The organism is Paenibacillus praedii (genome assembly GCF_049725345.1).
In the GTDB taxonomy this organism is placed as follows: Bacteria; Bacillota; Bacilli; order Paenibacillales; family Paenibacillaceae; genus Pristimantibacillus.
The window spans coordinates 54,104-79,666 of the sequence record NZ_JBMWAM010000017.1 but is presented as its reverse complement, the minus strand read 5'-3'; the positions used below and the strand labels follow the sequence as shown (position 1 = coordinate 79,666).

At 47.4% G+C, this 25,563-nt stretch carries 22 protein-coding genes; 6 read left to right on the top strand and 16 right to left on the bottom strand.

The features are described from left to right. Positions 1-8: 8 nt before the first annotated feature. The 9 genes from rpoN to adh form a co-directional block, all read right to left on the bottom strand. Complete coding sequence (gene rpoN / locus ACO9K6_RS15675; protein WP_424768492.1) at positions 9-1,298, bottom strand: RNA polymerase factor sigma-54; 1,290 nt, start codon at positions 1,296-1,298, stop codon at positions 9-11. A gap of 348 nt (positions 1,299-1,646) precedes the next feature. Beyond that, positions 1,647-1,913 (bottom strand): metal-sensitive transcriptional regulator, encoded by a 267-nt coding sequence (locus ACO9K6_RS15670; protein WP_424768491.1) that lies wholly within the window; start codon positions 1,911-1,913, stop codon positions 1,647-1,649. A gap of 70 nt (positions 1,914-1,983) precedes the next feature. Further along, positions 1,984-2,463: a DsrE/DsrF/DrsH-like family protein gene (locus tag ACO9K6_RS15665; protein WP_424768490.1), complete on the bottom strand. Its 480-nt coding sequence runs from the start codon at positions 2,461-2,463 to the stop codon at positions 1,984-1,986. 143 nt (positions 2,464-2,606) lie between these two features. Next, the gene (locus ACO9K6_RS15660) at positions 2,607-2,834 is read right to left on the bottom strand and encodes a sulfurtransferase TusA family protein (RefSeq protein ID WP_424768489.1); all 228 of its coding nucleotides are present in this window, start codon (positions 2,832-2,834) and stop codon (positions 2,607-2,609) included. Between the two features lie 13 nt (positions 2,835-2,847). Next, positions 2,848-3,996: an MBL fold metallo-hydrolase gene (locus ACO9K6_RS15655; protein ID WP_424768488.1), complete on the bottom strand. Its 1,149-nt coding sequence runs from the start codon at positions 3,994-3,996 to the stop codon at positions 2,848-2,850. Positions 3,997-4,064: 68 nt separating this feature from the next. Next, positions 4,065-4,649, bottom strand: coding sequence for a sulfurtransferase TusA family protein (locus ACO9K6_RS15650; RefSeq protein ID WP_424768487.1), 585 nt, complete (start codon positions 4,647-4,649; stop codon positions 4,065-4,067). A 199-nt stretch (positions 4,650-4,848) separates the two neighbouring features. Next, on the bottom strand, positions 4,849-5,634 hold the full coding sequence (locus tag ACO9K6_RS15645) for a sulfite exporter TauE/SafE family protein (protein ID WP_424768486.1): 786 nt from the start codon (positions 5,632-5,634) through the stop codon (positions 4,849-4,851). A gap of 508 nt (positions 5,635-6,142) precedes the next feature. Next, the gene (locus ACO9K6_RS15640) at positions 6,143-6,505 is read right to left on the bottom strand and encodes a DUF779 domain-containing protein (protein ID WP_424768507.1); all 363 of its coding nucleotides are present in this window, start codon (positions 6,503-6,505) and stop codon (positions 6,143-6,145) included. Between the two features lie 15 nt (positions 6,506-6,520). Then, entirely contained in the window at positions 6,521-8,041 is a 1,521-nt protein-coding gene (gene adh, locus ACO9K6_RS15635) for an aldehyde dehydrogenase (protein ID WP_424768485.1), read from the bottom strand. A gap of 229 nt (positions 8,042-8,270) precedes the next feature. On the opposite strand from adh, the gene ACO9K6_RS15630 reads away from it, so the two are divergent. Beyond that, entirely contained in the window at positions 8,271-10,028 is a 1,758-nt protein-coding gene (locus ACO9K6_RS15630) for a sigma-54-dependent Fis family transcriptional regulator (protein WP_424768484.1), read from the top strand. A gap of 63 nt (positions 10,029-10,091) precedes the next feature. Here ACO9K6_RS15630 and ACO9K6_RS15625 read toward each other — a convergent pair whose 3' ends face one another. After that, positions 10,092-10,607: an acyl-CoA thioesterase gene (locus ACO9K6_RS15625; RefSeq protein WP_424768506.1), complete on the bottom strand. Its 516-nt coding sequence runs from the start codon at positions 10,605-10,607 to the stop codon at positions 10,092-10,094. 80 nt (positions 10,608-10,687) lie between these two features. Then, positions 10,688-11,086: a hypothetical protein gene (locus ACO9K6_RS15620; protein ID WP_424768483.1), complete on the bottom strand. Its 399-nt coding sequence runs from the start codon at positions 11,084-11,086 to the stop codon at positions 10,688-10,690. 114 nt (positions 11,087-11,200) lie between these two features. Here ACO9K6_RS15620 and ACO9K6_RS15615 point away from each other — a divergent pair, with 114 nt between their 5' ends. Continuing rightward, on the top strand, positions 11,201-11,377 hold the full coding sequence (locus ACO9K6_RS15615) for a hypothetical protein (protein ID WP_424768482.1): 177 nt from the start codon (positions 11,201-11,203) through the stop codon (positions 11,375-11,377). A 53-nt stretch (positions 11,378-11,430) separates the two neighbouring features. Next, a complete protein-coding gene (locus tag ACO9K6_RS15610; RefSeq protein WP_424768481.1) occupies positions 11,431-12,993 on the top strand; it encodes an ATP-binding protein in 1,563 nt (520 codons plus the stop codon). 200 nt (positions 12,994-13,193) lie between these two features. Here the strand turns inward: ACO9K6_RS15610 and ACO9K6_RS15605 are convergent, their stop codons facing one another. Then, positions 13,194-13,595 carry a zinc ribbon domain-containing protein gene (locus tag ACO9K6_RS15605; protein WP_424768480.1) on the bottom strand — a complete coding sequence of 134 codons (402 nt, stop codon included), beginning with the start codon at positions 13,593-13,595 and terminating at the stop codon, positions 13,194-13,196. Between the two features lie 398 nt (positions 13,596-13,993). On the opposite strand from ACO9K6_RS15605, the gene ACO9K6_RS15600 reads away from it, so the two are divergent. The 3 genes from ACO9K6_RS15600 (at position 13,994) to hflX (ending at position 20,056) form a co-directional block, all read left to right on the top strand. Next, positions 13,994-15,394 (top strand): hypothetical protein, encoded by a 1,401-nt coding sequence (locus ACO9K6_RS15600; protein WP_424768479.1) that lies wholly within the window; start codon positions 13,994-13,996, stop codon positions 15,392-15,394. Continuing rightward, entirely contained in the window at positions 15,391-18,342 is a 2,952-nt protein-coding gene (locus ACO9K6_RS15595) for a DEAD/DEAH box helicase (RefSeq protein WP_424768478.1), read from the top strand. The genes ACO9K6_RS15600 and ACO9K6_RS15595 overlap by 4 nt, the downstream gene beginning before the upstream one ends. 448 nt (positions 18,343-18,790) lie before the next feature. Further along, positions 18,791-20,056 (top strand): GTPase HflX, encoded by a 1,266-nt coding sequence (gene hflX, locus ACO9K6_RS15590; RefSeq protein WP_424768477.1) that lies wholly within the window; start codon positions 18,791-18,793, stop codon positions 20,054-20,056. Positions 20,057-20,248: 192 nt separating this feature from the next. Here hflX and ACO9K6_RS15585 read toward each other — a convergent pair whose 3' ends face one another. The 4 genes from ACO9K6_RS15585 to ACO9K6_RS15570 form a co-directional block, all read right to left on the bottom strand. Continuing rightward, complete coding sequence (locus ACO9K6_RS15585) at positions 20,249-21,079, bottom strand: carbohydrate ABC transporter permease (protein WP_424768476.1); 831 nt, start codon at positions 21,077-21,079, stop codon at positions 20,249-20,251. Positions 21,080-21,091: 12 nt separating this feature from the next. Next, complete coding sequence (locus ACO9K6_RS15580; protein ID WP_424768475.1) at positions 21,092-21,991, bottom strand: carbohydrate ABC transporter permease; 900 nt, start codon at positions 21,989-21,991, stop codon at positions 21,092-21,094. A 76-nt stretch (positions 21,992-22,067) separates the two neighbouring features. Continuing rightward, positions 22,068-23,387 carry an ABC transporter substrate-binding protein gene (locus ACO9K6_RS15575; protein WP_424768474.1) on the bottom strand — a complete coding sequence of 440 codons (1,320 nt, stop codon included), beginning with the start codon at positions 23,385-23,387 and terminating at the stop codon, positions 22,068-22,070. Between the two features lie 58 nt (positions 23,388-23,445). Continuing rightward, positions 23,446-25,539 (bottom strand): amylo-alpha-1,6-glucosidase, encoded by a 2,094-nt coding sequence (locus tag ACO9K6_RS15570; protein WP_424768473.1) that lies wholly within the window; start codon positions 25,537-25,539, stop codon positions 23,446-23,448. Positions 25,540-25,563 lie beyond the last annotated feature (24 nt).

Sequence of the window (25,563 nt, the reverse complement as noted above, 5' to 3'; positions counted from 1 at the left end):
TTTTATTATTATTGTTTTTTCCTCCTTATGGAGGACGGCAGGTTCATTTGTTCTCTGTACTTAGTCACCGTTCTGCGTGAGATCAGCAAGCCCTCGCTTTGCAGCAGCGATGCGATTTGCTGATCGGATAATGGCGAGGCTTCCTTCTCTGCTGAGATATATTCACGAATTCGATCCTTCATATAAATCGATGAAATCATTGACCCATCAGCATGTTTTATAGAAGAGGAGAAGAAATGCTTAAGCTCGAACAGTCCCCACGGCGTTCGAATATACTTATGGCTTATGGTACGGCTTACCGTTGATTCATGCACGTGCAGCACCTCGGCGATTTGCTTCATGGTCATTGGACGTATATGAACGGAGCCTTTCTCACAAAACTCCGGCTGCAGCTCGAAAATAACGCCGGACACCTTCAGCAGTGTCGCCTTTCTTCGCTCGATACTGTCGATTAACCCTTTTGCCGCATGCCAGTTTTTTTTCAAATAGCGCTGGATATCCTTCGAAGCATCCTGCTTCATTATGCTCAAATAAGAACTGCTTAATGTGATCTCTGGAAGAAAACTATTTATAAGGAATACTTTGCATTTCCCTTCCATATGCACAAGCTGAAGATCAGGCATAATATATTGCGGCTTCTCCCTGCCGTATAAAGCTCCTGGCTTCGGATTGAGCGACTTTATCTTCTCAATGGCGGCATTAATTTCCGCAGCCTCTGTTTCGTATTTCTCCGCCAGCAATCGCAGCTTACCTTCCGCGATTTGGAGCAAATCATGCTGGACAAGGTTAATAACTAAGGGATCGGAATCCTGTTGATGCCGCAATTGAAGGATCAGGCATTCTGCTAATGTTGAAGCCCCCACACCGTACGGCTCTAAGCCTTGTATGACGCCGACTGCCTCGCTTGCCTGCTTTATCGAAGCGCCTGTTAAAGCGGAAATCTCATCTTTGTCATATAAAAGATAGCCCTTTTCGTCCAGATTGCCGATGATCCATTTGCACAAGGCCAGAACCGTACGGTCAAGCTTCATGTAAGTAAGCTGCTCAACCAATACCGACTCTAACGCGGGCTCGCTTGGATGGTCGACGTTTAGCCACCAATCTTGTCCGGAGCTTCTTGCTTGATGGCCGGAGAAATCCTTAGCGGGCTGAAGCTCGATAAAAGGGTTATCCATTGATTGCTGCTTGATAAGCTCGCTCAAATCCAAGGCGGACATTTGCAGGACTTCCATGGACTGCCGCATCTGAGGGGTAAGCAGCAGCTTCTGTTCCTGCAGGGCGGTCAATGAGATTTCCATGTGCATTCCCCCTGGCTTTTTCGTTGTAAACGCTCTCTATTACTATGTATTATACCTGAATCCATGACAAGTACTCTGTGTTATCTATGTGTGTAGTGTTATCTATGTGTATAGTGTTAGCTCTATACCTTGTTGGATCACCCAATTAGTCGGATTCCTGGATCGTCTGTTTCATAATGTCATAGTTGATAGCACTGTCTCATTTTGATGCGGATGCCCAGCACTCCTGCCATACCGGACATCAAGTAGATGAGAATTTTCAAACTCAAAACAAATTGACCTACTTGTACCGTATACATCAATCGGCTCCTTATTAGCTTATACCTGTGATCCGACCCTCGGCCGGGTTTACCGGCTTTTTACCAGCAGCTCAACTGCATCTTGAACCAATTTGTTCGTGTCTCTGCCCGCCGATTGTTCCTCAAGAAGGCATTGCTGCAAGTTCTCGGCGACAATTTGTGCCATCGCTTTATCCGCGGCATTTCGAACCGCGGAAAGTTGGCTCACGACGTCTTTGCAGGACTGGCCTTCCTCCATTAAGCGAAGAATCCCCCGCACTTGCCCTTCAATTCTTCTCAAACGTGTCTTTATTTGGTCCGTATAATTGTAATCCATGGTCGTAACCCCCTAATGATATACATCTATTGGTATATTATAAGGTGACAAAAAAGTTCGTCATACCTTTTTAGATAAACAGGTTCACCTTCGCGTTTGTCGCATCGCCCAAATAACCGGCTACGCCCGCAAGCTCCAACCCATCAATCAATTCTTCCTGTTTCAATCCAAGAAGGTCCATCGTCATCGTGCACGCCACCAGCTTCACGCCTTGCTCCTGAGCAAGTTCAATCAGCTGAGGCAAACTTAGTGCATTATGTTTCTTCATGACATGCTTGATCATTTGTGGACCCATGCCGGCCATATTCATTTTGGACAATCCGAGCTTCTTCGCGCCGCGCGGCATCATCCATCCAAACGCCTTCTCGAGCAGTCCCTTGTCCGTTTTTACAACCTCGTCTTTGCGAAGCGTATTGAGACCCCAAAACGTAAAGAAAATGGTGACATCGTGATCATAAGCCGCAGCTCCGTTTGCTATAATAAACGCGGCGATCGCTTTATCCATATCACCGCTGAATAGTACGATTGTTGTTTTTTCTTTCGCTTCCATATGTTATTTCCCCTTTTCCTATTATACTTATACCCCTATAGGTATAATACAACAGCCATTGATGAATTGCAACCCTCACAAAGTGGCACATGCAAAAAAAGCGAGCGCGTCCTAAAACGCGCTCGCTTCTCTCAGGGTGAGGTTTACACTTTTTTCACAAGAAATTTATAAACGCCATTATCTTCTTCATGCTTGATGAGTTCATGCTTCGTCTGCTTCACCCACGCCTGAAAATCGTTGACTGAGCCTTTGTCTGTGGAGAGCACTTCCATGATTTGTCCAGGCTGCAGCCCATCCAGCGCTTTCTTTGCTTTGACGATCGGCATTGGGCATGCCATTCCTTTTGTATCAACGATAAGATTTGCTTGCATTGTCGTTTCCCCCTTATTTATCTTGAATCGCGCAGCGGTTCGGACCGATTTCCATTTCACGCTGCTGTTCGTTCTCAGGCTCGATTTTTCCCATGTTCGTCTGACGGATTTCCTGGTATGAGTTCGGGTGCTGGGGGAGGTTATCCGTTACAACACGTCGGAATTCAGCTTCGTCAGGAATATTAAGGCCCGGATTCTTTTCATACAAGTCACCCAAACGGGCGGATACTTTCCCGCCTTCGCCGAGTTCAGTAATTTTACCGAAGTGTGCCGGCAGTACAATTAAATCTTCCGACAGTTCTTTATAGCGGTTGTACAGTGTGTTTCGCAGATCTCCTACCCAATCCTCCGCTTGTCCGGCGAGGTCGGGACGGCCGATCGATTCGATGAACAAGATATCCCCTGTGAGCAGGTATTGATCGTCGACAATAAAGGAGGTACTGCCAATCGTGTGCCCCGGCGAATAAACCGCTTGAATCTTGATTTTGGTGTCGCCAACCGTAATTTCTTGGCCATCAACCAATTTTTCGTAATCAAACACAACTTCTTCGGCGTCTTTCGGCGGCAGCCAGTATGTTGCTCCCACCTGCTCGGCTAATTTTCTTCCTCCTGAAATATGGTCGGCGTGCAGGTGCGTATCCATGGTGTGTTTGATCTGTGCCCCTTTTTCTTGCGCAAAATTTGCGAACACTTCGGTCATTCTCAGCGTGTCCACAATGGCTGCTTCACCATTAGAAACAACCATATAGGATAAACATCCCTTACCGATACGTACGAATTGATAAAGCGCTCCGCCATCTTTCAAGTCACCGACCTTAATGGGTTCCAAGTACTCACTCCAGGATTTCATCCCTCCTTCGAGATAATATACATCGCTTCTGCCGACTTCAATCAGCTGCTCCGCCACAAATTTCGACGACCCTTCTTTGGCGCAAGCAACCAGCACCTTTTCGTTCGCCGGAATTTTGTCAAGCACGTCCTCTACACCCTCGAGCAGTTCAAAATACGGGATATTGATCGCTGTAATGCGCTCCCCTTCTATTTTCCAGTCGTTAAAATCACCTTCATTACGCACATCGAGAATAAATAACGGTTCCTTGTTCAAAATGAACTGTGTGACCTGCCCTGCCGTCATTCCCCGTAAATTCGTTGTCGTCGTCATGTGTCAAATTCCCTTCGGTTTATAAGTTAGAGTAACTGCATAATAAGGACCTTCATTCAAGATCCGCCTTAAATACTTTGCTCCGTAGCGCCGTTCCAAGCGGACATACCAGGAACCACGTTTTGCACCTGTTTAAAGCCCTTGTCCGCCAGCAGCTGGCAGGCAAGATCGCTTCGCGTCCCTGTTCGGCAAACGACATGAACTGCTCGATCCGCCTGCAATTCTGCGAGCCGCTCTTCCAAATCTCCAAGTGGAATCGATAACGATCCGGGAATATGGTTAAAAGCAAATTCCGCTGGTTCGCGTACATCCAGCACGATGATAGGTTCACCGGCGTCAAGCTTCTGCTCTAATTCCGCATTCGTGAGAGTATGCGGGAATTTGATTTCTTCTTTGGCATCGCTAGGGCTGGCCTTCCGAAGAAAGTGCTTCAGCACATCCCCTTCGTGAATCGTGCCTAAATAGTGATGGCCCGTATTTTTGGCCCATCCTTGGATATCGGCCAGCGACCCCTTATCGGTTGCTTGCACCTCCATAACCTGGCCGCTACTCAGCTGTTCGATCGTTTTTTTCGTTTTTACAATCGGCATCGGACAAGCAAGTCCTTTGCAGTCGAGCGTCAGATCCGCTTTAATGACGGATGGTGTGGACATGTTCATGACCTCCAGTAATTCATTTATTTTTCTATATACTTATACCCCTATGGGTATAATATAACTAAATTTTTTTGCCCTGTCAACAGGGCACGTTTTAGCACAAATTACTTCTTTCCAAACTCGACGTTACCGTTCCACTGGGACATACCGCCGGTAATATTGACGACATTGTAGCCGAGCGATTCCAAAAGCCCTATTATGCCAAAATGTCGATCCAAATTTTAATAACGGTTGCGGTGATCAGCCCGACGAGTACCCATTGTAATACTTTTACGTTCATCTTTTGCCCGATTTTCGCGCCTATAGGCGAACCGATAATACTTGCGACCACCATCACGATGGACGGAATCAGCAGCATATGTCCACCCATTACTTTACCAACGGATGATCCGATTGATGATATAAAGGTGATTGCCAGCGAGGATGCGATCGCAACCCGGGTAGGGATTTTTAAAATAACGAGCATAATCGGCACGATGATAAAAGCACCAGCAGCGCCAACAACACCCGATAGAATCCCTACAACGGCGGCCGCTGTGGAAGCGATCCCTTTGTTGAATTGAAGATTGGAATAATCGTCGCGATCTATACCTTTTTTCGGAAAAAACATCATAATGGCTGCGATTAATGCCAGTACGGCATAGGTCAGGTTAATTGCTGAATCCGGAAGAAATTTGGAGCCGTAGCCCCCGATAAAGCTCCCCAGCACGATCGGAATGCCCATATAAAGAACGAGTCTTTTGTTGATTAATCCGCCTTTTCGGTAGGCGAAGACGCCTGCAATTGTGGCGAAAAACACCTGAACCGCACTAATTGCGGAAACCTCTTGCGCCGTAAACGCGAGAAATCCTAGCGCAGGCGGAATATATAACAGCATCGGATACTTGATGATGGAGCCTCCGATACCGACCATGCCCGAAATGAATGAGCCAATAAATCCAATTGCAAACAAGGTAATAATCCAAACGAAATCTAGATCCATAAGCCACTCCATTCCCTGGTAGTATGTTTTATCAAATCCACACACATACCCCTGTAGGTATTATTTTCAGTGAATTGTGATGCGTTGCCGCAGAGCTTCGAAATCAGTACAGCCCTCTATGTTAATGTTATCCCCTCCATTATCGATCTTAATATTTCATTATACTCATACCCCTATAGGTATAATATTAGGCTATGAAATATTTGTTGTCAACCTTCTTCCTGGTGAAACGCCGGATCAAAAAACTGACCTCGACGACTCAAAGTATGTTCACTTCCGGGAAATTCGATCTAACGAAAAAATTTCATATCAAGGGGAACGATGAGATCAGCGGACTGTCCGGTGAAATCAATGAACGCATCATCTGCGGTCAAGTCCTACCAGAAGCAGCTTCAAGCGATCGAGCAGAGCGATCAAGACGAGTAACGATAACATCATGAATAGGGGAAGCCCGAAACTTGAATTTCAAGTTCCAGGCTTCCCCTTTGATAATCATTTATAAAATGGCTTATAGACCCAGCACACGCCGCTCCTCGTCCGTGAACATCCTTGAGCGTGTCAGAAATCGCTGGCCCTCCGGTCCCTCAAGCGAGAACATCCCGCCTCTGCCGGGCACTACGTCGATGATGAGCTGTGTATTTTTCCAATAATCGTATTGGGCTTTGCTCATATAGAAGGGTGCATCGCCTATGTTCCCCAGCCATACGTCGCTGTCCCCGACTAGAAATTCCCCTTGCGCGTAGCACATGGGAGAGCTGCCGTCGCAGCAGCCGCCCGATTGATGAAACATGACGGGACCATGCTTGGTCTTTACGGTTTCGATTAGCTCCAGAGCGGCGTCGGTAGCAACAACCTTGCTCACTTCTGTCATCATCGTACAGCTCTCTTAGAAGAAGCCCAGTGCGTCGGGGCTGTAGCTGACGAGAAGATTTTTCGTTTGCTGGTAATGAGAGAGCATCATTTTGTGATTTTCACGGCCAATGCCCGAGCTCTTATAGCCCCCGAAGGCGGCATGGGCAGGATAGGCATGGTAGTTGTTCGTCCATACACGGCCGGCTTGAATGCCGCGGCCCATCCGGTAAGCTGTGTTCATATCGCGTGTCCATACGCCGGAGCCGAGTCCATAGAGCGTGTCATTGGCGATCGCCAGCGCCTCCTCTTGATCCTTGAACGTCGTGACAGAAAGGACTGGTCCAAAAATCTCCTCCTGGAAAATTCTCATTTTGTTATGCCCCTTCAGAACAGTTGGCTGAATGTAGTAGCCTTCCGAAATGTCTCCTTCAACTGTTGCCCGATTTCCGCCGATCAGACATTCGGCGCCTTCCTGCGCACCGATGTCGATGTAACTCATAATTTTCTCAACCTGCTCGGTGGAGGCCTGAGCCCCGATCATCGTTTCCGTATCAAGAGGGTTGCCCTGCTTGATAGCGGCGACGCGCTTCAAGGCTCTTTCCATAAATTGATCATAGATCGATTCTTGAATTAACGCGCGAGACGGGCTCGTACAGATTTCCCCTTGGTTCAGGGCGAACATCGCAAAACCTTCGAGCGCTTTGTTAAAGAAGGCGTCATCACGAGCGGCTACATCCTCGAAGAAAATGTTCGGCGACTTCCCACCCAGCTCCAAGGTGACCGGTATCAGGTTTTGCGAAGCATACTGCATGATTAAACGGCCTGTCGTCGTCTCCCCGGTAAAGGCGATCTTTGAAATCCGGCTGCTTGAGGCAAGCGGCTTGCCCGCTTCAAGCCCGAAGCCGTTGACGATATTAAGCACGCCCGGCGGCAGCAAATCTTGGATAAGCTCCGCCAGCACCAATATGGATGCCGGCGTCTGCTCAGCAGGCTTCAGGACGACCGCATTTCCGGCCGCAAGAGCCGGAGCAAGCTTCCAAGTCGCCATGAGTATCGGGAAGTTCCACGGTATAATCTGACCGACTACACCCAGCGGCTCATTAAAGTGATAAGCGACCATGTTGTCATCTAATTGGCTAAGCGAGCCCTCCTGCGCGCGAATGCTTCCTGCAAAATACCGGAAGTGATCAATCGCCAGCGGCAGGTCGGCCGCGAGTGTTTCCCGAACCGGCTTGCCGTTATCCCAAGTTTCGGCTACGGCCAGCAATTCCAAATTCGCTTCCATGCGATCTGCAATTCTGTTTAAAGTGAGCGCGCGCTCCGCAACGGAAGTACGGCCCCATGCATCCTTCGCAGCATGCGCCGCATCCAAAGCCAGCTCGATATCCTCGGATGTAGAACGAGGAACCTCGCAAAAAACGCGGTTATTTACAGGTGACGGATTGTCGAAGTATTGGCCCTTAACAGGTGCAACCCACTGTCCTCCGATAAAGTTTTCGTACCGTTTTTTAAATGTAACCTTTGATCCGTTTTGTCCAGGTTGTGCATAAATCATATAGCTCAGCCTCCTTAAAATGGATTACGCTAAATAAATAAGCAAGAATCGTGCCAGCTAATGAAATAGGGCCAGATCAATCTTTTTTGAAAGCGCTTTAACACTGTTGTTCTATTCTGATACACTGGAAGTGTTTCATTTCGGAACATTCTTTCTCCCAGCTCTCCATTAATATAAGCAACTATGGTATGATCAGGTTAGGATACCGATTTCGATGGAGGTGTTCATTGTGTTATCAGTGGAAAATAAATTTCTGTCCGAAGCGGCGGCGTTATCTTGGAAGCGCTGTCACGAGCTTGGCTTAAAGCCAACCGACCCTGTTGACGATGACATTTTAACCGGAAGCCGTATTCATGCTCTATTAAGAGAAAATGAGCAAACTATACATCATGCAGAGCAAGTATTCGAGCAAATGAACGTTGGCATTAAACAATCCGGTCAGATGGCGCTGTTTATTAATTCGGAGGGAACCATTATTCACACCGTCGGCGATGCCGATTTCTCCCACCGAGCTTCAGCCGTTCAACTGCAGGTAGGCGCCAATTGGGCCGAGGGAAGAAAAGGCACAAATGCCATTGGGGTCGCCCTTGCAGAGAGAAAACCTGTACGTGTCCATGCCGAAGAGCATTATTTCAGCTCCAATCGCTTCTTGACCTGCGCCTCAGCGCCCGTCTTCAATTCTATCGGGGAGCTGATCGGTGTAATCAACATTAGCGGCAAGCAAGAGCATTACCACGCATATACATTTACACTAGCCTGTATGGCGGCCTTCTCGCTGCAGAACAAAATACTGCTGGAAGAATCGAAGCAGGAGCATCTCATTACGTTAAGAGAGCTGGAGCATACCGCGCAAAGCCACACGCTGCCGCTGCTCTCTCTCAGCCGGGATAACCGCATCCTTCGAGCTAACAATGCGGCCATCCGTATTGTAGGCAGCGATGCGATAGGCAAGGAGTTTACGAAGGTGGACGGCTTCGCCATCGAAACGATTCACAATAATCATCAGAGAATATGGCAGTCCGTTTCGATTCACAAGCAGGCGACAAACGAGCCCCGCTTGTATACCTTCAAGGATATCATCGGGACATGCCCAACCATTATACAAAAGAAAGAGCTTGCTCAAAAGGCGGCTTTGACAGACTTTCCCGTACTGCTGCTCGGTGAAAGCGGGGTAGGCAAGGAGCTGTTTGCCCAATCGGTTCATACTGCAAGTCCGCGAACGGCGGAGCCGTTCATTGCGCTGAATTGCAGCGCTATTCCGGATAGCTTAATCGAAAGCGAATTGTTCGGATACGCGCGCGGCGCATTTACCGGGGCCAATAAAGACGGCAATGCAGGAAAGTTCGAGGCTGCGCATAAAGGCACTATTTTTCTGGACGAGATTGGCGATATGCCTCTTCGGGCGCAAGCAGCCTTGCTAAGAGTGCTGCAGGAGGGGACGATCACCCCTGTAGGAAGCGCGAAGAACAAATCAATCGATGTGAGAATCATTGCGGCAACTAATAAGGATTTGGCTGCAGAAATAAAAGTCGGCCGATTCCGTGCCGATCTTTACTACCGTCTGAAAGGGATACACATTATACTGCCCGCGCTGAGGGAGAGGAGCGATATTCTCGTTCTGGCTCAGCACTTGCTCCTGAAGCTTAACGGCCATCCCCTTGCCTTGACCGAGAAAGCACAAGCGATGCTGTCCGGCTACAGCTGGCCTGGCAATATAAGAGAGCTAAGCGGCATTCTTATGCAGGCTGCCTTCTTAGCGGATGGCAAGACGATCGACGCAGAGCATTTATCACTCGAGCAGTCCGATGAGGCCGCCCAAGAAAATACCGGGGAGTCTCAGCTCACGTTGAAAGAAACGGAGATTGCCGCGATCAAAAAAGCGCTGAAGGCTGCAGAATGGAACCTAAGCAAAGCTGCCAGCCAATTGAAAATCGGAAGAACGACTTTATATCGAAAAATCGAGGAATACGGCATTTCGTTGTTCTAGCAACTCTAGCAACCAGCTGCCTGAAAGAAGTAAGGGAGTACCCAACGGGTACTCCCTTTTCATTTATTCCCACGGATATTTCGTGAGCAGGTAGTCGGCAAATTTTTTGCTCTCTTCCCTTCTGTGTTTTCTCATATGCGTTCTATACTCCGCGGTCTCATGCAGCTTTTTCTCCTCTTCTGTCTCCGGTATGACCTTCGGCACAAGTATCGGCTTATTGGAATCATCATCCAAGCCGACAAAGGTAAGAAAAGAAGTTGCGGCAATTTTTCTATCCCCTGATCTTAAATCTTCTCTAATCACTTTCACGAATACTTCCATGGAGCTTTTGCCCGTCCAGGTTACGAACGATTCTAAGGAAACCGAATCAGACGGTCTAATGGGTTGAAGGAAATCTACTGAATCCGTCGAGGCCGTAACAGCTGTCACCCGGCATAATTTCGATGCAGATATCGATGCAATATCGTCGATATACGACATCAGCCTGCCGCCGAACAACGTTTCATGATTATTGACGTCGGTGGGAAACACTCTGGAAATTTTAAAGCAGCGGGTTTCTCTCATATACTTGCTCTCCATCATTTATCACGCAGCCTTCATGCCATAAATTCGATGAACATATTTTTTCCTGCCGCCTGCTTTACTATGCTTACAATCTGTCAGTTGAATTTTTTTTTTGTCAGACGCACAATCAACCCTATGCCTTCCACAATTAGGCCGATCACGATGCCTGCTGCCACAGCCTGGAAAAAGAAAAGAAGACTAACTAAATCCTCCCAACCCGTCTTATCCCGGGAATACAAGGCCATGAGAATGAGGCCAAGCATCATCCCTATATTCGCAAAAAGCCACAGCCTCTTCGCGCCAAGCCAACCCATAAAGCTGAACAGGAAACATAAAATTATGCCCAGCAGCATAAATCGAAAGGCAATTACCGCAGTAAAAGGCTGACCTAATACAACGAATCGAATCAACCATAGCAGAATACTGACTAATAAAGAAGATATGCCCGCGTAAATCCACCATTGGCCGCTTCTCACCTCAGGATTCCAACGCATTCAGTATGTCTCCCCTTTCATTTCAAGCTCCTTTGGTTTCTTAAACGCATAAAGCGCTTCCTTTGTTGCAATTCGTTTGGATTGAAAATAAAATAAGACAGAAAATAACAATGTTTGACGAAACCTATAGTTAAGGATGTAGAACAGAACATTCAAGCTTGCGGAGAGGATCAAGTGACTGAGTATGATTGTGCAAAACATTATAAGTATAAAAAAGGAAATTCCAATGTAAAAGCGAAAATACTTTTAGATAAAACAGATATAACCATGCAAGATGATAAAAAATATTAGAAATTTGTTACCAGCATGTTGCTGGAGGTAGTAATAGAGGAGGAGGATGTAATATGTCTAATCCAGCTGAGAAGGAACGGGCTCGCATACATGCTTTACGTCAATATCATATACTGGATACCCCTCCTGACAGTGCTTTTGACAGAATTACAGTTCTAGCTGCTCAACTGTTAAATACGCCAATATCGACAATAAGCTTGGTAGACACAGACCGTATTTGGTTCAAGTCCCACTATGGCTTAGACGTTCAACAAGTTGACCGCATCCTTGGGTTGTGTGCTTCGGCTATTCTTAACGACACGCCTTATGTGCTCAACGATACGACAACTGACCTCCATGCGTTAAATCACCCTTTAGTCACGGGTGCGCCCGGTATCCGATTCTATGCCGGTTTCCCATTGATTAATCCTGACAATCATATTATTGGCGTACTAAGTGTCATCGGGCTTCAGCCTCGTACAATCTCGGAGCAGGAAATCAATATCCTGCGCACACTTGCTAAAGTCGTGATGGATGAAATCGAGTTCCGATTAGCCTCACGTCGAATTGACGAATTAAATAAAGATCTAGCACTTCTCATTCATTCTACAGGAGAAGGCATTTTTGCGGTTGATCAAAATTTAAATACGACTTTCTGGAATATTACCGCTGAAAAATTAACAGGATTTGCAAGCGATGAAATCATCGATCGGAATATCCATAATATTTTGCATCACACAAAAATCGATGGTTCCAGCTATAATATAGAAGATTGTCCCATTTACCAATCCACAATAGAAGGTTATACGAAAGAAATTATCCAAGATATTTTCTGGAAAAAGGACGGTACTCATTTTGCAGTTGAATACACCTGCACTCCTATTGTCCAGCAAGGAGGAGTGACTGGAGCAGTGGTTACATTTAAGGATGTAACCAAGAGAAAGAAAGCAGAAGAATTAATAATAAGAGCCGATATGTTAAAGACGATTGAACGCTTAGCAGCAGGTGTGGCGCATGAAATTAGAAATCCTTTGACAACACTGAAGGGTTTTCTGCAATTATTAAGCAAAGACAATAAACACCAGCATTATATCGACGCCATGAAAGAAGAGGTAAACCAAATTGAAATGTTTACAAATGAATTTTTGGTTTTATCCAAACCGCTCGCTACACGATTCGATAAGAATGAAATCATTCCTTTGTTATTGAGTATAACATCATTGTTGGAAAGCGAAGCCATTATTAAGGATACCTTCATTGAATTGATCTGTGATGACCAACTGCCCAGTATTTATTGTGACGAGCTCCAATTAAAACAGGTATTTTTGAATATTATCCAAAATGCGATAGATTCGATGTCAAATGGAGGGAAGGTCATAATTCAATGTAAAAAAGCAAACAGCCAGGTACTCGTCAGTGTAATTGACGATGGTTGTGGAATTGAAGAGGAGCGCCTCAAATGTTTGGGGCAGCCTTTCTACAGTATAAAAGAAAAAGGTACGGGGCTAGGCTTGATGGTAAGCTATAAAATTGTACAAGAACATGGCGGAGAAATTATGATTAAAAGCAAGCTGAATAAAGGGACAACGGTTGATATCTTTTTACCTTCGTACAGCGAAGCAGATTCGGTTAATTAAAAATTAAAGGAAGACGACAAAAAAGAGCACCTCACGAAGTGCTCTTTCTCATATTATTTGGCGGCTACTCAAGTCAATCCGCATGGAAAACTGCCTGAAGGGGTCTTGTTTCTTATATTTTGCGCTAAGGCCGTGTGAGATTTGGTCAGTGTATGCTATTCGAAAACATCCGGTAACATCCTCCCCTATCCTCCAAGAAACTACTTCTTATCGATTCGGATCGGATCAATCGTGATGATCTCCGCAGCCAATCCTTCCTGAGCGAGCCCGCAATTCGGACAAAACTTCGTATCCCAATCAAGCACCTTGCCGCATTTGCAGGATTTTTCATGGCGAATTCGTTTGATTTGCATTTCAAGATTTGAGATTTCCGCTTCTACTCCCTGAATCGCAAAGCACAGCACATTAACCTTCTCTTCCGCCAACGTCAGCTGACCAGACTGATAGGCTGTGTAGACCTCGTGCCCTAACTGGTTTTTGTATTTATCGATTTCCCGTTTTCTGGCCGCAATCTGTGCGGTCAGCTTCGTCACCTCTACCGTCTGCTGCGCGACATCCGCAGCCTTCGACGCGCCGGATTTCAATTTTTTGAATAAATCCATCGCTGTCCCTCCTTGCAAAGTGTAGTCCTGGAAGCTTCTCACTTCATTATTCAAAGTACGACAGACATTGTCAATGAATGAGAACCAATGGTTATAAATAATGATATCATTTATAATTAAACATAGACCTCATTCGTTCAGGAGACTCATCCGTCATGAAACCTATATATTCAATAAATCAAATGCAATGGAATATGCTTATCTCCGATGTGGCGAGTTTTTTTGATAATAGCGTAATGGAGGAAGGCTTTCAGCTTTACAGGCAGGGACGCGTTGCCCAGCTTACAATGCCCGATTCCCAATCCATAAAGGCTATAGTCGAGGAAAACATGCCCTATTCTGTTGAGATTAATTTAGACTTCTTTTCTGTAAGTCACTGCACGTGCAAGGCGGCAAAGATGTGCAAGCACCTCTTTGCCGCCTTGCTTGACTACACCAACAAGTCGCAGCGATCGATTCATGCGCTGCTGCTTGCGAAATCGGCACCAGAAGCGCTGCCAATCAGGAAGCAGGCGGCCCAAGCTCCAGCTGCTCGTCAAGCAGCTGCTGACAAAGATGCGGTGAGCTTTGTTCAATTAAAGGAGCAAGCCGCTCATATACCTGCTTTGAATATTACAGAATGGCACATGCTGTTCGGTCAAGGTGCCGCCTCATTAGACAATCGGACTCGGAACGTCCAGTATGTCAATGATGCCCTCGCTGCGATAGACAAGCTGGAACCGAAGCTTCCGCTTGCGTTAAAGCCAATATACCAGCTGCATGCTTTACTCTTTGTACTGGACAAGCTATTGAACCAAGTACAATCTCAAGCGCTTTATTATGGATCCTTTATCGGTTTTCATACCCACTCGGCCGCCTCTGAGGTGCTGAATGCGATAGAGCGTCTTTTCGATCATAAACTGGATATCGCTCCTGATGCAGAGCATTGGCCGCGCGTTACCGAGACGATCATTTATTTACGTCATAAAATGCTGGCTCAAGACAAGTCTAGTCAATATTATACGGAGCCCTATTATCAGCTTTGGACGCACTGGATTCAACCGGCTCAAAGCGACACGCTGCTGTATAGGAGAGAATTGGAGCATTTACGAATAGCACAAAAAAAATTGACTACTGCAAAATCCCTTTATACGTGTACCGTGGCTCAGAGTTGGATGCACTTCTACCTCTCTCAGGACCGGGAAGCACTCGCGCTGCTCTTCACGATGAAGCACAATCATGAGCTGCATCCCAGGGAATTGCTCGCCTTCCTGCGTTATTTATCTCATGCTGAGCAATGGTCGCGGCTGGTTGATTGGCTGGTTGAGCTCAGTCCTTTGCTGGGCGGCCGAGCATATTCAGGCTTGGACGACTATTCGGAATATTGGGATCAGGCTGTTCAACAGCTTCCCGAAGCGGAAAAGCAGATGTGGGATACGCTTACGTCCAAGCTGCCGAATGCCCGTTCCGTCTATGAGAATAAATTACTTACTTATGGCAAATGGCGGCAGTGGATCGATTGTCAGCTTAGCGCAGGAACCGATCCGCTTGATTACCGTGTAAGCGTATTGGCTCCGATCGAAAAAAATGCGCCTGAGGTGCTGATACCGTACTATCATCAGGCGATTGAAAGATATGTGCTGCTCAAAAATAGAGACGGCTACAAAGCAGCGGTCAAGCTCCTCAAACGATTAGCAAAACTATATAAAAAGATAAAGAAAGAAGAGACCTGGGAGCTCTTCTTCGGCACATTCAGAGGCCGACACAGCCGTCTGCGCGCACTGCAGGAGGAGCTGCGGAAAGGAAAGCTGATTTCATGAGCAAGCTTATCGATACCATTACTGTACATATTAATTTAACTAACTATGGAGATGCTCTTATCTATGGATTCTCAAACAGCTACAGCTTGTCCGGCTTGCATTTGAAGCATCGGCTGTTCGCTTGGCATGAAGCTTCTTTTTATGGCACAGAGCTGGAAGTGCAGCAGGTCGAAGGCGTCGAGCTGGTTCTTCTGCCTGCCGAGCAGGTGATCCCCTTCCTGTCCGAGCAAAACCTTCTCGAGCATATCGAATGGGAATGGGGGGAGCAGGCGAAGCCCGTCCTACAGCTCGTCCCCTTGCTGGCTGCATGTATAGAAGAACGGCTTTATGTTCCAAGCTTCTCCGCTTTCCGCGCTGGAAAACTGCAATGGACTTGGGATGAGTCCGCGGCGGAGGATACGGAAACAAAAGCGTTAATAGAGAAGCTTGGGAAGATGAACGCAGACTTCATTGAGGGTTTGCAGGCCGCCTTCTCCGCCTCCATATTTCAGCGTTATTATGGAACGGAGACAGACTCCGCAGATTTACGAAGGGAATATCCGCTGCTATTCGCCAAGGACCACGCAGCGGCGCCTGGCTTAGATGCACAGGCTTGGCTTATTGCAGTCGGCTGGAGAGCCGACGCGGCTCCTTTCCGTCCCGTTCTGCAGCTGCTGGAGCCGGAAGACGACCATGCTTGGCGGATAAGACTTGTCCTGCAGGACAAGCTGGAGCCTGCAACACTGGCGCATGTGCGGCTAACGACAGCAGGCGAGGCATTCGGTGCGTGGCCTGCCGCATGGTCAGCTTATGTAAGTCAGCGCGCGCGCGGCTGGCTTGATCAATTGCGCAGCTGTTTAGCGCCAGAACAATTCGACGGGAACCGGGAAGATGTACTGGATCACCCGTTGACAAATGATGTGGCTTGGCGGTTCTTGACAACGGACAGCAACCGGCTGCTGGATGCAGGCTGGCAAGTGCTGCTTCCCGCTTGGTGGGAGTCGGCCAGCAGGAAGAAGCCGAGACTGCGCGCAAAGGTAAACGCCGAGGCGGGCAAGCGTACAGGCAGCTCATTATTCGGGCTGGATTCGCTGATCGATTTCGATTGGCGCATTGCCATTGGAGAGAACGAGCTTACCGAGAGCGAATTTGAAGAATTGGTTGCTCGCAATGAAAGATTAGTTCGCTTCCGCGGGCAATGGGTTTCACTTGATCCTGCTCTGCTGAAACAAATTAAGCAAGCAATGGCCGGCATGGACAGCTCGGAGGGCCTATCCTTTCAGGATGTGCTTCAGCTACATCTGCTTGGGGGCGGTGATACCGACCAGAGCGGAGAAGCAGAGCAGCAAGAAAATGATACGGGACGCTTAAAGCTCGAAGTAGAATTGAACGAGCACCTGTTCAAGCTCATCGGTCAGCTTGGTCAGCAGACGGAATTGCCAGCGCTCGCCGTACCTAACGGCCTGCGTGCTGACCTGCGCAGCTATCAGCTTCAAGGGTATGCCTGGCTTGCTTTATTGCGGCAGTTTGGACTTGGTGCCTGCTTGGCCGATGACATGGGACTCGGCAAAACGGTACAGTTGATTGCTTATTTGCTGCATATTAAGGAAACAGCCGAGGATCGGGCTGACCGCTTGCCTTCCCTCATTATTTGCCCCACCTCGGTGCTGGGCAATTGGCAGAAGGAAATTAGCCGGTTTGCGCCTTCACTTCACGTCTTACTCCACTATGGCAGCAAACGTCTTAGCGGAGAAGACTTTCAAACCGCGATCAGAAAAGCCGATATTATTCTGACTTCCTATGCCACCTCAACGCTTGATCAAGAGCTTCTGAAGGAGCATACATGGACATCCATCTGCTTGGACGAAGCCCAAAATATTAAAAACGCCCAAACCAAACAAGCTGCTGCCGTCAGAAGCTTTCATGCGAGGCATCGCATTGCGCTCACCGGCACCCCGATTGAAAATCGGCTGTCGGAGCTGTGGTCTATCTACGACTTCATTAATCCAGGCTTTCTGGGCAGCTCTCATGCCTTTCAGAATCGGTTCGCCAATGCGATAGAGAAGGAAAAGGACGCGCAGAAGACCGCTGATTTGCAGAAGCTGGTCAAGCCCTTCCTGCTTCGCCGCAAGAAGAAGGATCCGGCCATTCAGCTCGATTTGCCGGACAAAAACGAGATGAAGACCTACATTCACCTCACAGCTGAGCAAGGAGCGCTTTATAATCAAACCGTTAATCAGCTGATGGAGCGTATGCAGAAGCTCGAGGGGATTGAGCGCAAAGGGGCCATTCTTGCCGCGCTTACGCAGCTCAAGCAGCTTTGCGATCATCCTTTGCTGCTGGCGAAGGGGACGATTCCCGATGCTTCAAAGACGGCCGAAGGCAAGCCTGATACGGAATCGCTAATCAGCCGCTCCGCCAAGCTGGAGCGGCTGATCGCCATGGTGAAGGAGCTGCGGGATGAGGGCGAGCGTTGCCTTATTTTTACGCAATATATCGGTATGGGACAAATGCTGCAGCAGGTGCTGCAAGAAGAGCTTCAGGAGCCCATTCTCTACTTAAATGGAAGCACATCCAAAACCGCTCGCGACCGTATGATCGACCAGTTCCAATCGCATACGCTGCCGGCAGCTGAACAGCCTAATGTATTTATTCTTTCCATTAAAGCTGGAGGCGTCGGCCTTAACCTGACGGCAGCCAATCATGTGTTCCACTTCGACCGCTGGTGGAATCCTGCCGTTGAGAATCAGGCAACCGACCGCGCTTATCGCATAGGTCAAACGCGTGACGTGCAGGTGCATAAATTCATTTCACTCGGCACGCTGGAGGAGCGCATCGACGAAATGCTGGATAACAAGCAGCAGCTCAGCGACAATGTGATTTCCAGCTCCGAGGGCTGGATTACCGAGCTGTCTACTGAGGAGCTGAAAGACCTGTTCGCTTTGCGGCAGGATTGGAGCGACTCGTAGCAGGCAGATCTTTTTTTTGCCGTTCGAGCGGCAATTTATCATTCGGCGTCGGACTGGATATTATTGTTGATTAAAAGGCGATTTGCCCCAGTCAGACGATTATGCTACACTGTAGCTACTTTACAGGAACGGAGGGTTACGTGTGATAGACTTTATCCGAGTTAGGTCTTTGCGCAGCTAATTGAATAGCGCCAAAGCTCTGCCTGCGTGCAGAGGACTCAGGATTGGTCTGTCCATTTTGAAGGTAACCCAAATGAAGAATGCGAAGTGATGACCGGAAATCACGGCTTTTTCGTATTCACCTTTAAAACGGTCATAGCATAAGGATGCGGGTAACCTGCTCGTCTCCTTATGGCTTCATTCTGATATCCTCTCACGGATAACTGTGGACACAGGCGGAGCAGCCTGTGTTTTTTTGTGTATTTTAAACTTGGAGGATGATAACTAGATGGAACAACCTAAACAAAAAGCAATTATCGTCGGCATTCAGCTGCAGAATCAGACCGATTTCGCCTACTCCATGCAGGAGCTGCGCAATCTGGCTGACGCCTGCAATATCGATGTCGCCGATGAGCTTAGTCAGAAAGCAGCCCGCGTGAATCCTTCCCACTATATAGGGACCGGCAAAATTGATGAGCTGCGGGCTTTAGCGGAAGCGCATGATGCGCAAGTCATTATTTTTAATGACGAGTTATCTCCATCCCAAATTCGCAATCTGGAGGCTTCCTTGGAGCGGACGGTCATCGACCGGACGATTCTTATTTTGGATATATTCGCGGAACGCGCGAAGACAACAGAGGCCCAGCTTCAGGTTGAGGTCGCCCGCCTGCAATATATGCTCCCCCGGCTGGTCGGCCTTCGCGAATCGTTAGGACGGCAGGGCGGTGGATCAGGTCTTAAGAACAGAGGCGCTGGCGAAACCAAGCTGGAGCTGGACCGCAGACGAATTGAGGAACGGATAACGGCGCTGCAAGCGGAGCTGGAAAAGCTCGTCGCAAGACGCCAGATCCAGCGCAAGCAGCGTCAAAAAAATGAGCTGCCGGTCGTCTGTCTTGTCGGCTATACAAATACGGGGAAATCGAGCTTAATGAATGCGCTGCTGGAGAAATATAATCCGCAGACGGATAAGAAGGTTTTTGCCCAGGATATGCTGTTCGCTACGCTGGAAACCTCGGTTAGAAGCATTGATATGCCTGACAACAAATCGTTTCTTTTGACAGATACGGTCGGGTTCGTCAGCCAACTGCCCCATCATCTGGTCAAAGCTTTCCGTTCCACGCTGGAGGAGGTGCGCGAGGCCGATCTGCTCGTTCATGTCGTCGACTATTCCCACGCTGATTACGAGAAGCTTATTTCCGTCACGAATGAGACGTTAAAAGCTCTCGGCGCAAATGACATTCCGACGATTTATGCTTACAATAAATGCGATCTAACGGAGCAGGCGTATCCGCTGGTGGAGGATAACCGCGTATATCTTTCCGTCAAGCAAAATAGCGGATTGGATGAGCTCATCGGGCTTGTTCGCGGACAGATTTACAATGATTATGTGGAATGCGAAATTTTAATTCCGTTCGACCAGGGACGTCTAGTCGCTTACTTCAATGAGCATGCCCATGTTCACGCTACGAGCTATGAGCCGGAAGGCACCCGGATGACGCTGGAATGCCGGAAGGCCGACTTCGAGCGTTACCGGAACGACGTTATCGTCATGTAGACAAATTACGGTAAAACAAAACAGAGCACCCTGTCGGGCAATGTCATTAAGTTAAGGCGCAGAGCCAAATATTATCGTTCACAACCTGCCATCTAAACACACTATGTCTCATTATGCATACGTGAACCCATTAAACGGGGCTGTCCCAAGAGATCTAAAATGACCTCAAGACAGCCCCGTTTCGTTACTATGTTATTTACCACCCGTAAACGTAATTCCTTTAATAAAGAATCGATTGAAGAACGCATAAATCAGCAGCGCTGGAAGCGTAAATACCATCGATGCAGCCATAATGTAGTTCCAGTGGCTGATGTACTGCCCTTTGAACGTATTCAGACCGAGCGTCAGCGTAAACATCGACTTGTCGGACATGAACATGAGCGGCTTCAGGAACTCGTTCCATGCACCCATGAAAACGAAGATCGTTTGAGCTGCTAATGCAGGTACCGCAAGCGGCAATGCAATGCGGAAAAATACGCCGAACCGATTAAGTCCGTCCATTTCGGCTGCCTCCTCAAGCTCCTTCGGGAAGCTGAGGAAAAATTGCCGCATCATAAAGATAAACGTCGCATTCGCCATCATCGGCAAAGTCAGTGCAGCATACGTGTTCAACAAATCGAGCTGCTTCATAATTAAATAAGCGGGTACGATCGTCAATTGGCCTGGAATCATCTGCACCGCTAAGATAAGGATGAACATGATCTTGTTGCCGGCAAATTCAATACGTGCTAGTGCATAACCCGCCATTGAGTTAAACAGTGTATTGCAAACCGTGGCAATAACTGCAATCAAGGCACTGTTGTACATCCACCTGAGGAAAAGCGGCTCTTTCACGAAAATATCATAATAGTTCTGCAAGGTGAATTGTTTCGGAATAAAGTTGATGCCCCCGGAAACAATCTCACTGAGCGGCTTAAACGAAGAGGAAAGCGCCCATAGAAAGGGAGCAACTGTGATGCAGCCGTATGAGAATAACAGGAAATAAAGAATCGCCTTTCCCCAATTGGATTGTTGAAATACCATCTAGTCGCCCTCCTAGTTCAGCTTTTCTTCGGCAAATAGCTTACGCTGTATCAGCGTCGCGATCATAATGACAGCAGCCAGCATGACAGCGAGCGCAGAGGCATAGCCGAAGTCGAGATTTTTGAAAGCATATTGATAAATAAGCAGAGCTACGGTCAAGGTCGAGTTATTCGGTCCGCCTGAACCTGCTGAGAAAATATAAGATTGGTCGAAGAGTTGGAAGGTACCGATAATACCCATTACGACCGTAAAGAAGGTCGCAGGCTTAATTAACGGCAGCGTGATGGAAATAAATCTCCTCCAGCCTCCTGCCCCGTCTAGCATAGCTGACTCGTACAGCGCATCAGGAATATCTTGTAATGCAGCCAAGAAAACAACCATAAAGAATGGAGCGGTAGACCATATATTCATAAGCATAATCGCCTTCATGGCGACCGCAGGATCTCCAAGCCAGTTGTATCCATGCAAACCGATAAATTCAAGCACTCGGTTCAAAAGACCATTTGAATTGTATATCCACATAAATATAAGTGATAGTACCGCCGACGAAGTAACGGTCGGCATAAAAAATACGATACGGAAAAAGTTTTTATATCTGAGCTTAGCATTCAAAATAACAGCAAGTAAAATAGCAAACGCCGTTTGCAGAGGCACAACAAACAAAGCAAAGGATGCTGTGTTTTTAAGCGCTATCCAGGCTCTTTCATCGCCTGCCATCCGCGTGAAATTACTAACTCCTACCCATTTGTAACTTACTTCGCCAAGCAGATTGACCTTATGTCCCGATAAATAAAGGGAATAGAAAACAGGCAAGAACAAAAAAGTACCAAGAACTAGAATGGTTGGAAGCAGGAACAGATAGCCGGTTACGTTATTTTTCAGCTTTTTTCTCCATGAAGAGACATGGGTCATGCTGCATCTTCTCCTTTCATATCAAAATCAGAGATTGAAGGAGGGAGCGTCTTGCGCTCTCCCTCCTTCACCTCGCTTACTTCGCTGCTGCGATTTCCTTATTCGCAACAGTTTCTGCTTTCTTCATTGCATCTTCAAGCTTCGAATTACCCATAAATGTATCAACGAATTGGTTGTTGAAGTTGCTCGTGATTGTAGGAAGTGTGGAGCCTGCTTGCCAAGGCGTTGCATAAGAAGCGCCTGCTACAATTGCGCTGCGAAGCTCATCTTTATCGTAGCCAAGCTCCTGTGATACCGATTTACGAGTTGGAAGCGCGAAACCTTTGCTCGTCCACGTTTTCATTCCTTCTTTACCTGTCAGGTAGGAGATCAACTGCCATGCTGCTTCTTTTTTCTTCGATTCCTTATTCATTACATAAGCTACAGTGAAAGCCATAGTGCCTTGTTTGCCATTTACAGTTGGAAGCTCAGCTGTGCCGTAATCTAGATCCTTGTAGTTGGACTCCAAGAATGGAATTGCCCAGTTTCCTTCGAATACGATGGAAGCTTTACCTTGACCGAACATTTCTCCACCCCAGCCAGCGCCTACTTCTTTTGGCTCGCCGGATGATTTGTCTACATTGTGCATATCAACTACAAGTTGCAGACCTTTAAGAGCATCTGGCGCCGCGAATGCAGCATTGCCATTCTCATCTGTTACTTTACCGCCGAATGCTTGAATCATGAACATTTGACGTGCAAGCTCAGGCGCAACACCAAAGCCGAAGCGAACAGTTTTATCGCCTTCTTTTTTAGTAAGCTTAACTGCCGCTTCTTTCAGCTCATCCCAAGTTGTTGGCGGAGCAGTAATTCCTGCTTCTGCAAAGTCTTTTTTGTTGTAGAACATTGCAAGCGTAGAGAAATCTTTAGGGAAACCGTAGGAAACGCCATCTTGTTTAAAAGCATCAACCATTGGCTGTTCAAAGTCTGCAACATCAAAATCTGGTGTCACATAGCTATCAAGCGGCTCTAGAACATTACGCTCAATGAGTGCAGGTGCTTCGAATGCGTCCAGGTAGAAAACGTCTGGGCCTTCACCGCCAATAAGTCTTGTTTTGATAACATCCATGTATTGATCGGCAATTACTTCATAATTAACCTTTATATTTGGATATTTTGCTTCAAATTCCTTCAATGTTTGGTTTAGCAGATCCTGCTCTTCTGGACTTGCTCCCCATCCTGCAAGTGTAACTGTTACCTTCTCAGCGGCCGGCTCTTTTGTCACCTCTTGTTCTGTACCGCCATTCATTGCAGTATTACCTGTGTTTTTGTTACCTTCATTGCCCTTGCCACAAGCCGTTAACATAAGAACAACTACCAGCATTAAAGATAAAATCGAAACCCCTGCTTTCTTCATCTTACATACAACCTCCTTAGTAATATGAACTTTGTATATAAAGCATAAAGCATGAAACCTATGAAATAAGAAGCTCATATCCTGTCAGATTAGAGAGTATTTCCACCTCTGGGCCATTGATACCGCGAGTGACGCGCAGGCTTAGAACGCCGCTGCCAATTTGCATTTGCTCTACCAGAAGCTCGTTCATCCCTTGAAGCAAAGATGGCTTAATTCTAATCTGCCTCGTTAAAGCGTTAGGCTGAAGCCCAAGTAAGGCTTGCACAAATGTGAGCGGTGTCCCTGCTGCCCATGCCTGCGGAGAGCAAGCAACGGGATAAGGAACTGGCGCACCAAGCGAATCATCATACCCGCAGAACAGCTCAGGCAATCTGTAATACTCAAACTTTGCCGCTGCATTCAATAGTCCTTGCATGACGGTAATCGCTTCTTCTTGGAAGCCTAAATAGCTAAGACCAAGCAAACAAACGGAGTTGTCATGCGGCCATACGCTTCCGTCATGGTAGCTCATCGGGTTGTAGCCGGCCGCTTCCGTACTCATCGTACGAATACCGTAACCACCGAACATGTCAGGAGCAACCAGTCTTTTCGCAACAGCGCTTGCACGCTCGGGAGAAGCAATTCCTGACATTAGAATATGTCCTGAATTCGAAGTGACGGAATCTACGCGCTTCTTATCCTTATCAAGCGCAATCGCGTAAAACTGCTCATCCTCCATCCAGAAGTCGCGCTCAAAGCGAACTCTAAGCTGTTCTGCATCTTGCTCCATGCCAGCGGCTTGTTCCTCATGGCCTAAGCTTTTGAATATAGGGGCAAGCCTCGTAAGCGCTTGGTAAACATAACCTTGAACCTCGACAAGCGCGATTGGAGCCTCTGCATAGTCGCCGTTACGGTGAACAACTGAATCCGCAGAATCTTTCCAGCCCTGATTGGCAATTCCTTTGGACGATTTCTGATAATACTCTACAAAGGAATCATCGTCGCAGTCGCCATACTCTTTCACCCAAGCAAGCGCTGCATTGAGATGAGGCATTAGCTCTTTAACAAACTGAGCATCTCCGGTCCAGTGATAATACTCGGCAGCTAATAGAAGGAATAACGGCGTCGCATCAATCGTGCCGTAATACGGCGTAAATGGTACCTGATTTGTGCTTGCTAGTTCGCCATACCGAATTTCATGCATCACTTTACCTGGCTGCTCATCGCGCCACTCATCTTCCTTCTGGCCTTGATAAGCGGCCATCGTGAGCAACGTTCCCTTAGCAATTTGCGGGTTTAAGGATAACATCTGCAGCGCAGTAATTAAACTATCACGGCCAAATGGAACCGAGAACCAAGGCAAGCCTGCAACTGGGAATGCTCCATACCCGATATCGGTAAGCAGAACTCTTAAGTCTTGCACTCCGCGATGATGCAGCTTGTTAAATAGCGGTACATCCGTTTGAATGGATGTGGATGATCCATTCCAATCTGCATAGGATTGTCTAAGCTTAACCATCGCTTCCACCGGTTCGTGCTGCTGCGGCTCATTGCCGTCAATGATTGGCGCAATAAAGAAAGCGATTGCATGACTTTCCAGATGTTTCAGTTCCACATCGAAATGAAGCTCGCCTGTCTCGCCTATGCGACTTTCATTTGTATCCCATTTAATCTTCGTTTCACGGCGTACATCGTCAGCTCCGAGGTAGCCAATTACTCTTTCCCGTTGGCCGCTTTTCTCTGCCGTCTTTCTTCCCAAATCGCCATGCTGAAAGCCGCGAACGACAAACATATCTGCAAAATCCGCATCCAATAACACGGAGAAATCAAATTTAATGGCTTTAGGATAATAGCTGGTCAGCTTGAACGTTTCATACAATGCTCCGTCATAGATGAAGCGTGTGCGTTCAACTTCTACGGACTCACGCCACAAGATAAGCTCGCCCTTCTCTTCCATATGTGGATTGGTAAGGCGAATCGTAGAGATATAATTCTCATCCGCTGCTGAAGACAGCAGTATCGGCTTCTGACCGTTGATTCGGATCTCCATCCTGCTTATGAACCGGGTATCTTTTGTGTAAAGACCCTGACCTGAAACATCACCTTCCGGAATATCTCCATTCCGGTCCGTCATGAGGAATAGATCGTTTTCTTTGATGACTCGATAATCCAAGTGTTTCCCTCATTTCTTCTTGTA

Coding starts and splice junctions, on each gene's coding strand:
- rpoN (WP_424768492.1), bottom strand. CDS start 1,298: ATGGAAATCTCATTGACCGCCCTGCAGGAACAGAAGCTGCTGCTTACC.
- ACO9K6_RS15670 (WP_424768491.1), bottom strand. CDS start 1,913: ATGGATTACAATTATACGGACCAAATAAAGACACGTTTGAGAAGAATT.
- ACO9K6_RS15665 (WP_424768490.1), bottom strand. CDS start 2,463: ATGGAAGCGAAAGAAAAAACAACAATCGTACTATTCAGCGGTGATATG.
- ACO9K6_RS15660 (WP_424768489.1), bottom strand. CDS start 2,834: ATGCAAGCAAATCTTATCGTTGATACAAAAGGAATGGCATGCCCAATG.
- ACO9K6_RS15655 (WP_424768488.1), bottom strand. CDS start 3,996: ATGACGACGACAACGAATTTACGGGGAATGACGGCAGGGCAGGTCACA.
- ACO9K6_RS15650 (WP_424768487.1), bottom strand. CDS start 4,649: ATGTCCACACCATCCGTCATTAAAGCGGATCTGACGCTCGACTGCAAA.
- ACO9K6_RS15645 (WP_424768486.1), bottom strand. CDS start 5,634: ATGGATCTAGATTTCGTTTGGATTATTACCTTGTTTGCAATTGGATTT.
- ACO9K6_RS15640 (WP_424768507.1), bottom strand. CDS start 6,505: ATGACAGAAGTGAGCAAGGTTGTTGCTACCGACGCCGCTCTGGAGCTA.
- adh (WP_424768485.1), bottom strand. CDS start 8,041: ATGATTTATGCACAACCTGGACAAAACGGATCAAAGGTTACATTTAAA.
- ACO9K6_RS15625 (WP_424768506.1), bottom strand. CDS start 10,607: ATGGAGAGCAAGTATATGAGAGAAACCCGCTGCTTTAAAATTTCCAGA.
- ACO9K6_RS15620 (WP_424768483.1), bottom strand. CDS start 11,086: ATGCGTTGGAATCCTGAGGTGAGAAGCGGCCAATGGTGGATTTACGCG.
- ACO9K6_RS15610 (WP_424768481.1), top strand. CDS start 11,431: ATGTCTAATCCAGCTGAGAAGGAACGGGCTCGCATACATGCTTTACGT.
- ACO9K6_RS15605 (WP_424768480.1), bottom strand. CDS start 13,595: ATGGATTTATTCAAAAAATTGAAATCCGGCGCGTCGAAGGCTGCGGAT.
- ACO9K6_RS15600 (WP_424768479.1), top strand. CDS start 13,994: ATGTGCAAGCACCTCTTTGCCGCCTTGCTTGACTACACCAACAAGTCG.
- ACO9K6_RS15595 (WP_424768478.1), top strand. CDS start 15,391: ATGAGCAAGCTTATCGATACCATTACTGTACATATTAATTTAACTAAC.
- hflX (WP_424768477.1), top strand. CDS start 18,791: ATGGAACAACCTAAACAAAAAGCAATTATCGTCGGCATTCAGCTGCAG.
- ACO9K6_RS15585 (WP_424768476.1), bottom strand. CDS start 21,079: ATGGTATTTCAACAATCCAATTGGGGAAAGGCGATTCTTTATTTCCTG.
- ACO9K6_RS15580 (WP_424768475.1), bottom strand. CDS start 21,991: ATGACCCATGTCTCTTCATGGAGAAAAAAGCTGAAAAATAACGTAACC.
- ACO9K6_RS15575 (WP_424768474.1), bottom strand. CDS start 23,387: ATGAAGAAAGCAGGGGTTTCGATTTTATCTTTAATGCTGGTAGTTGTT.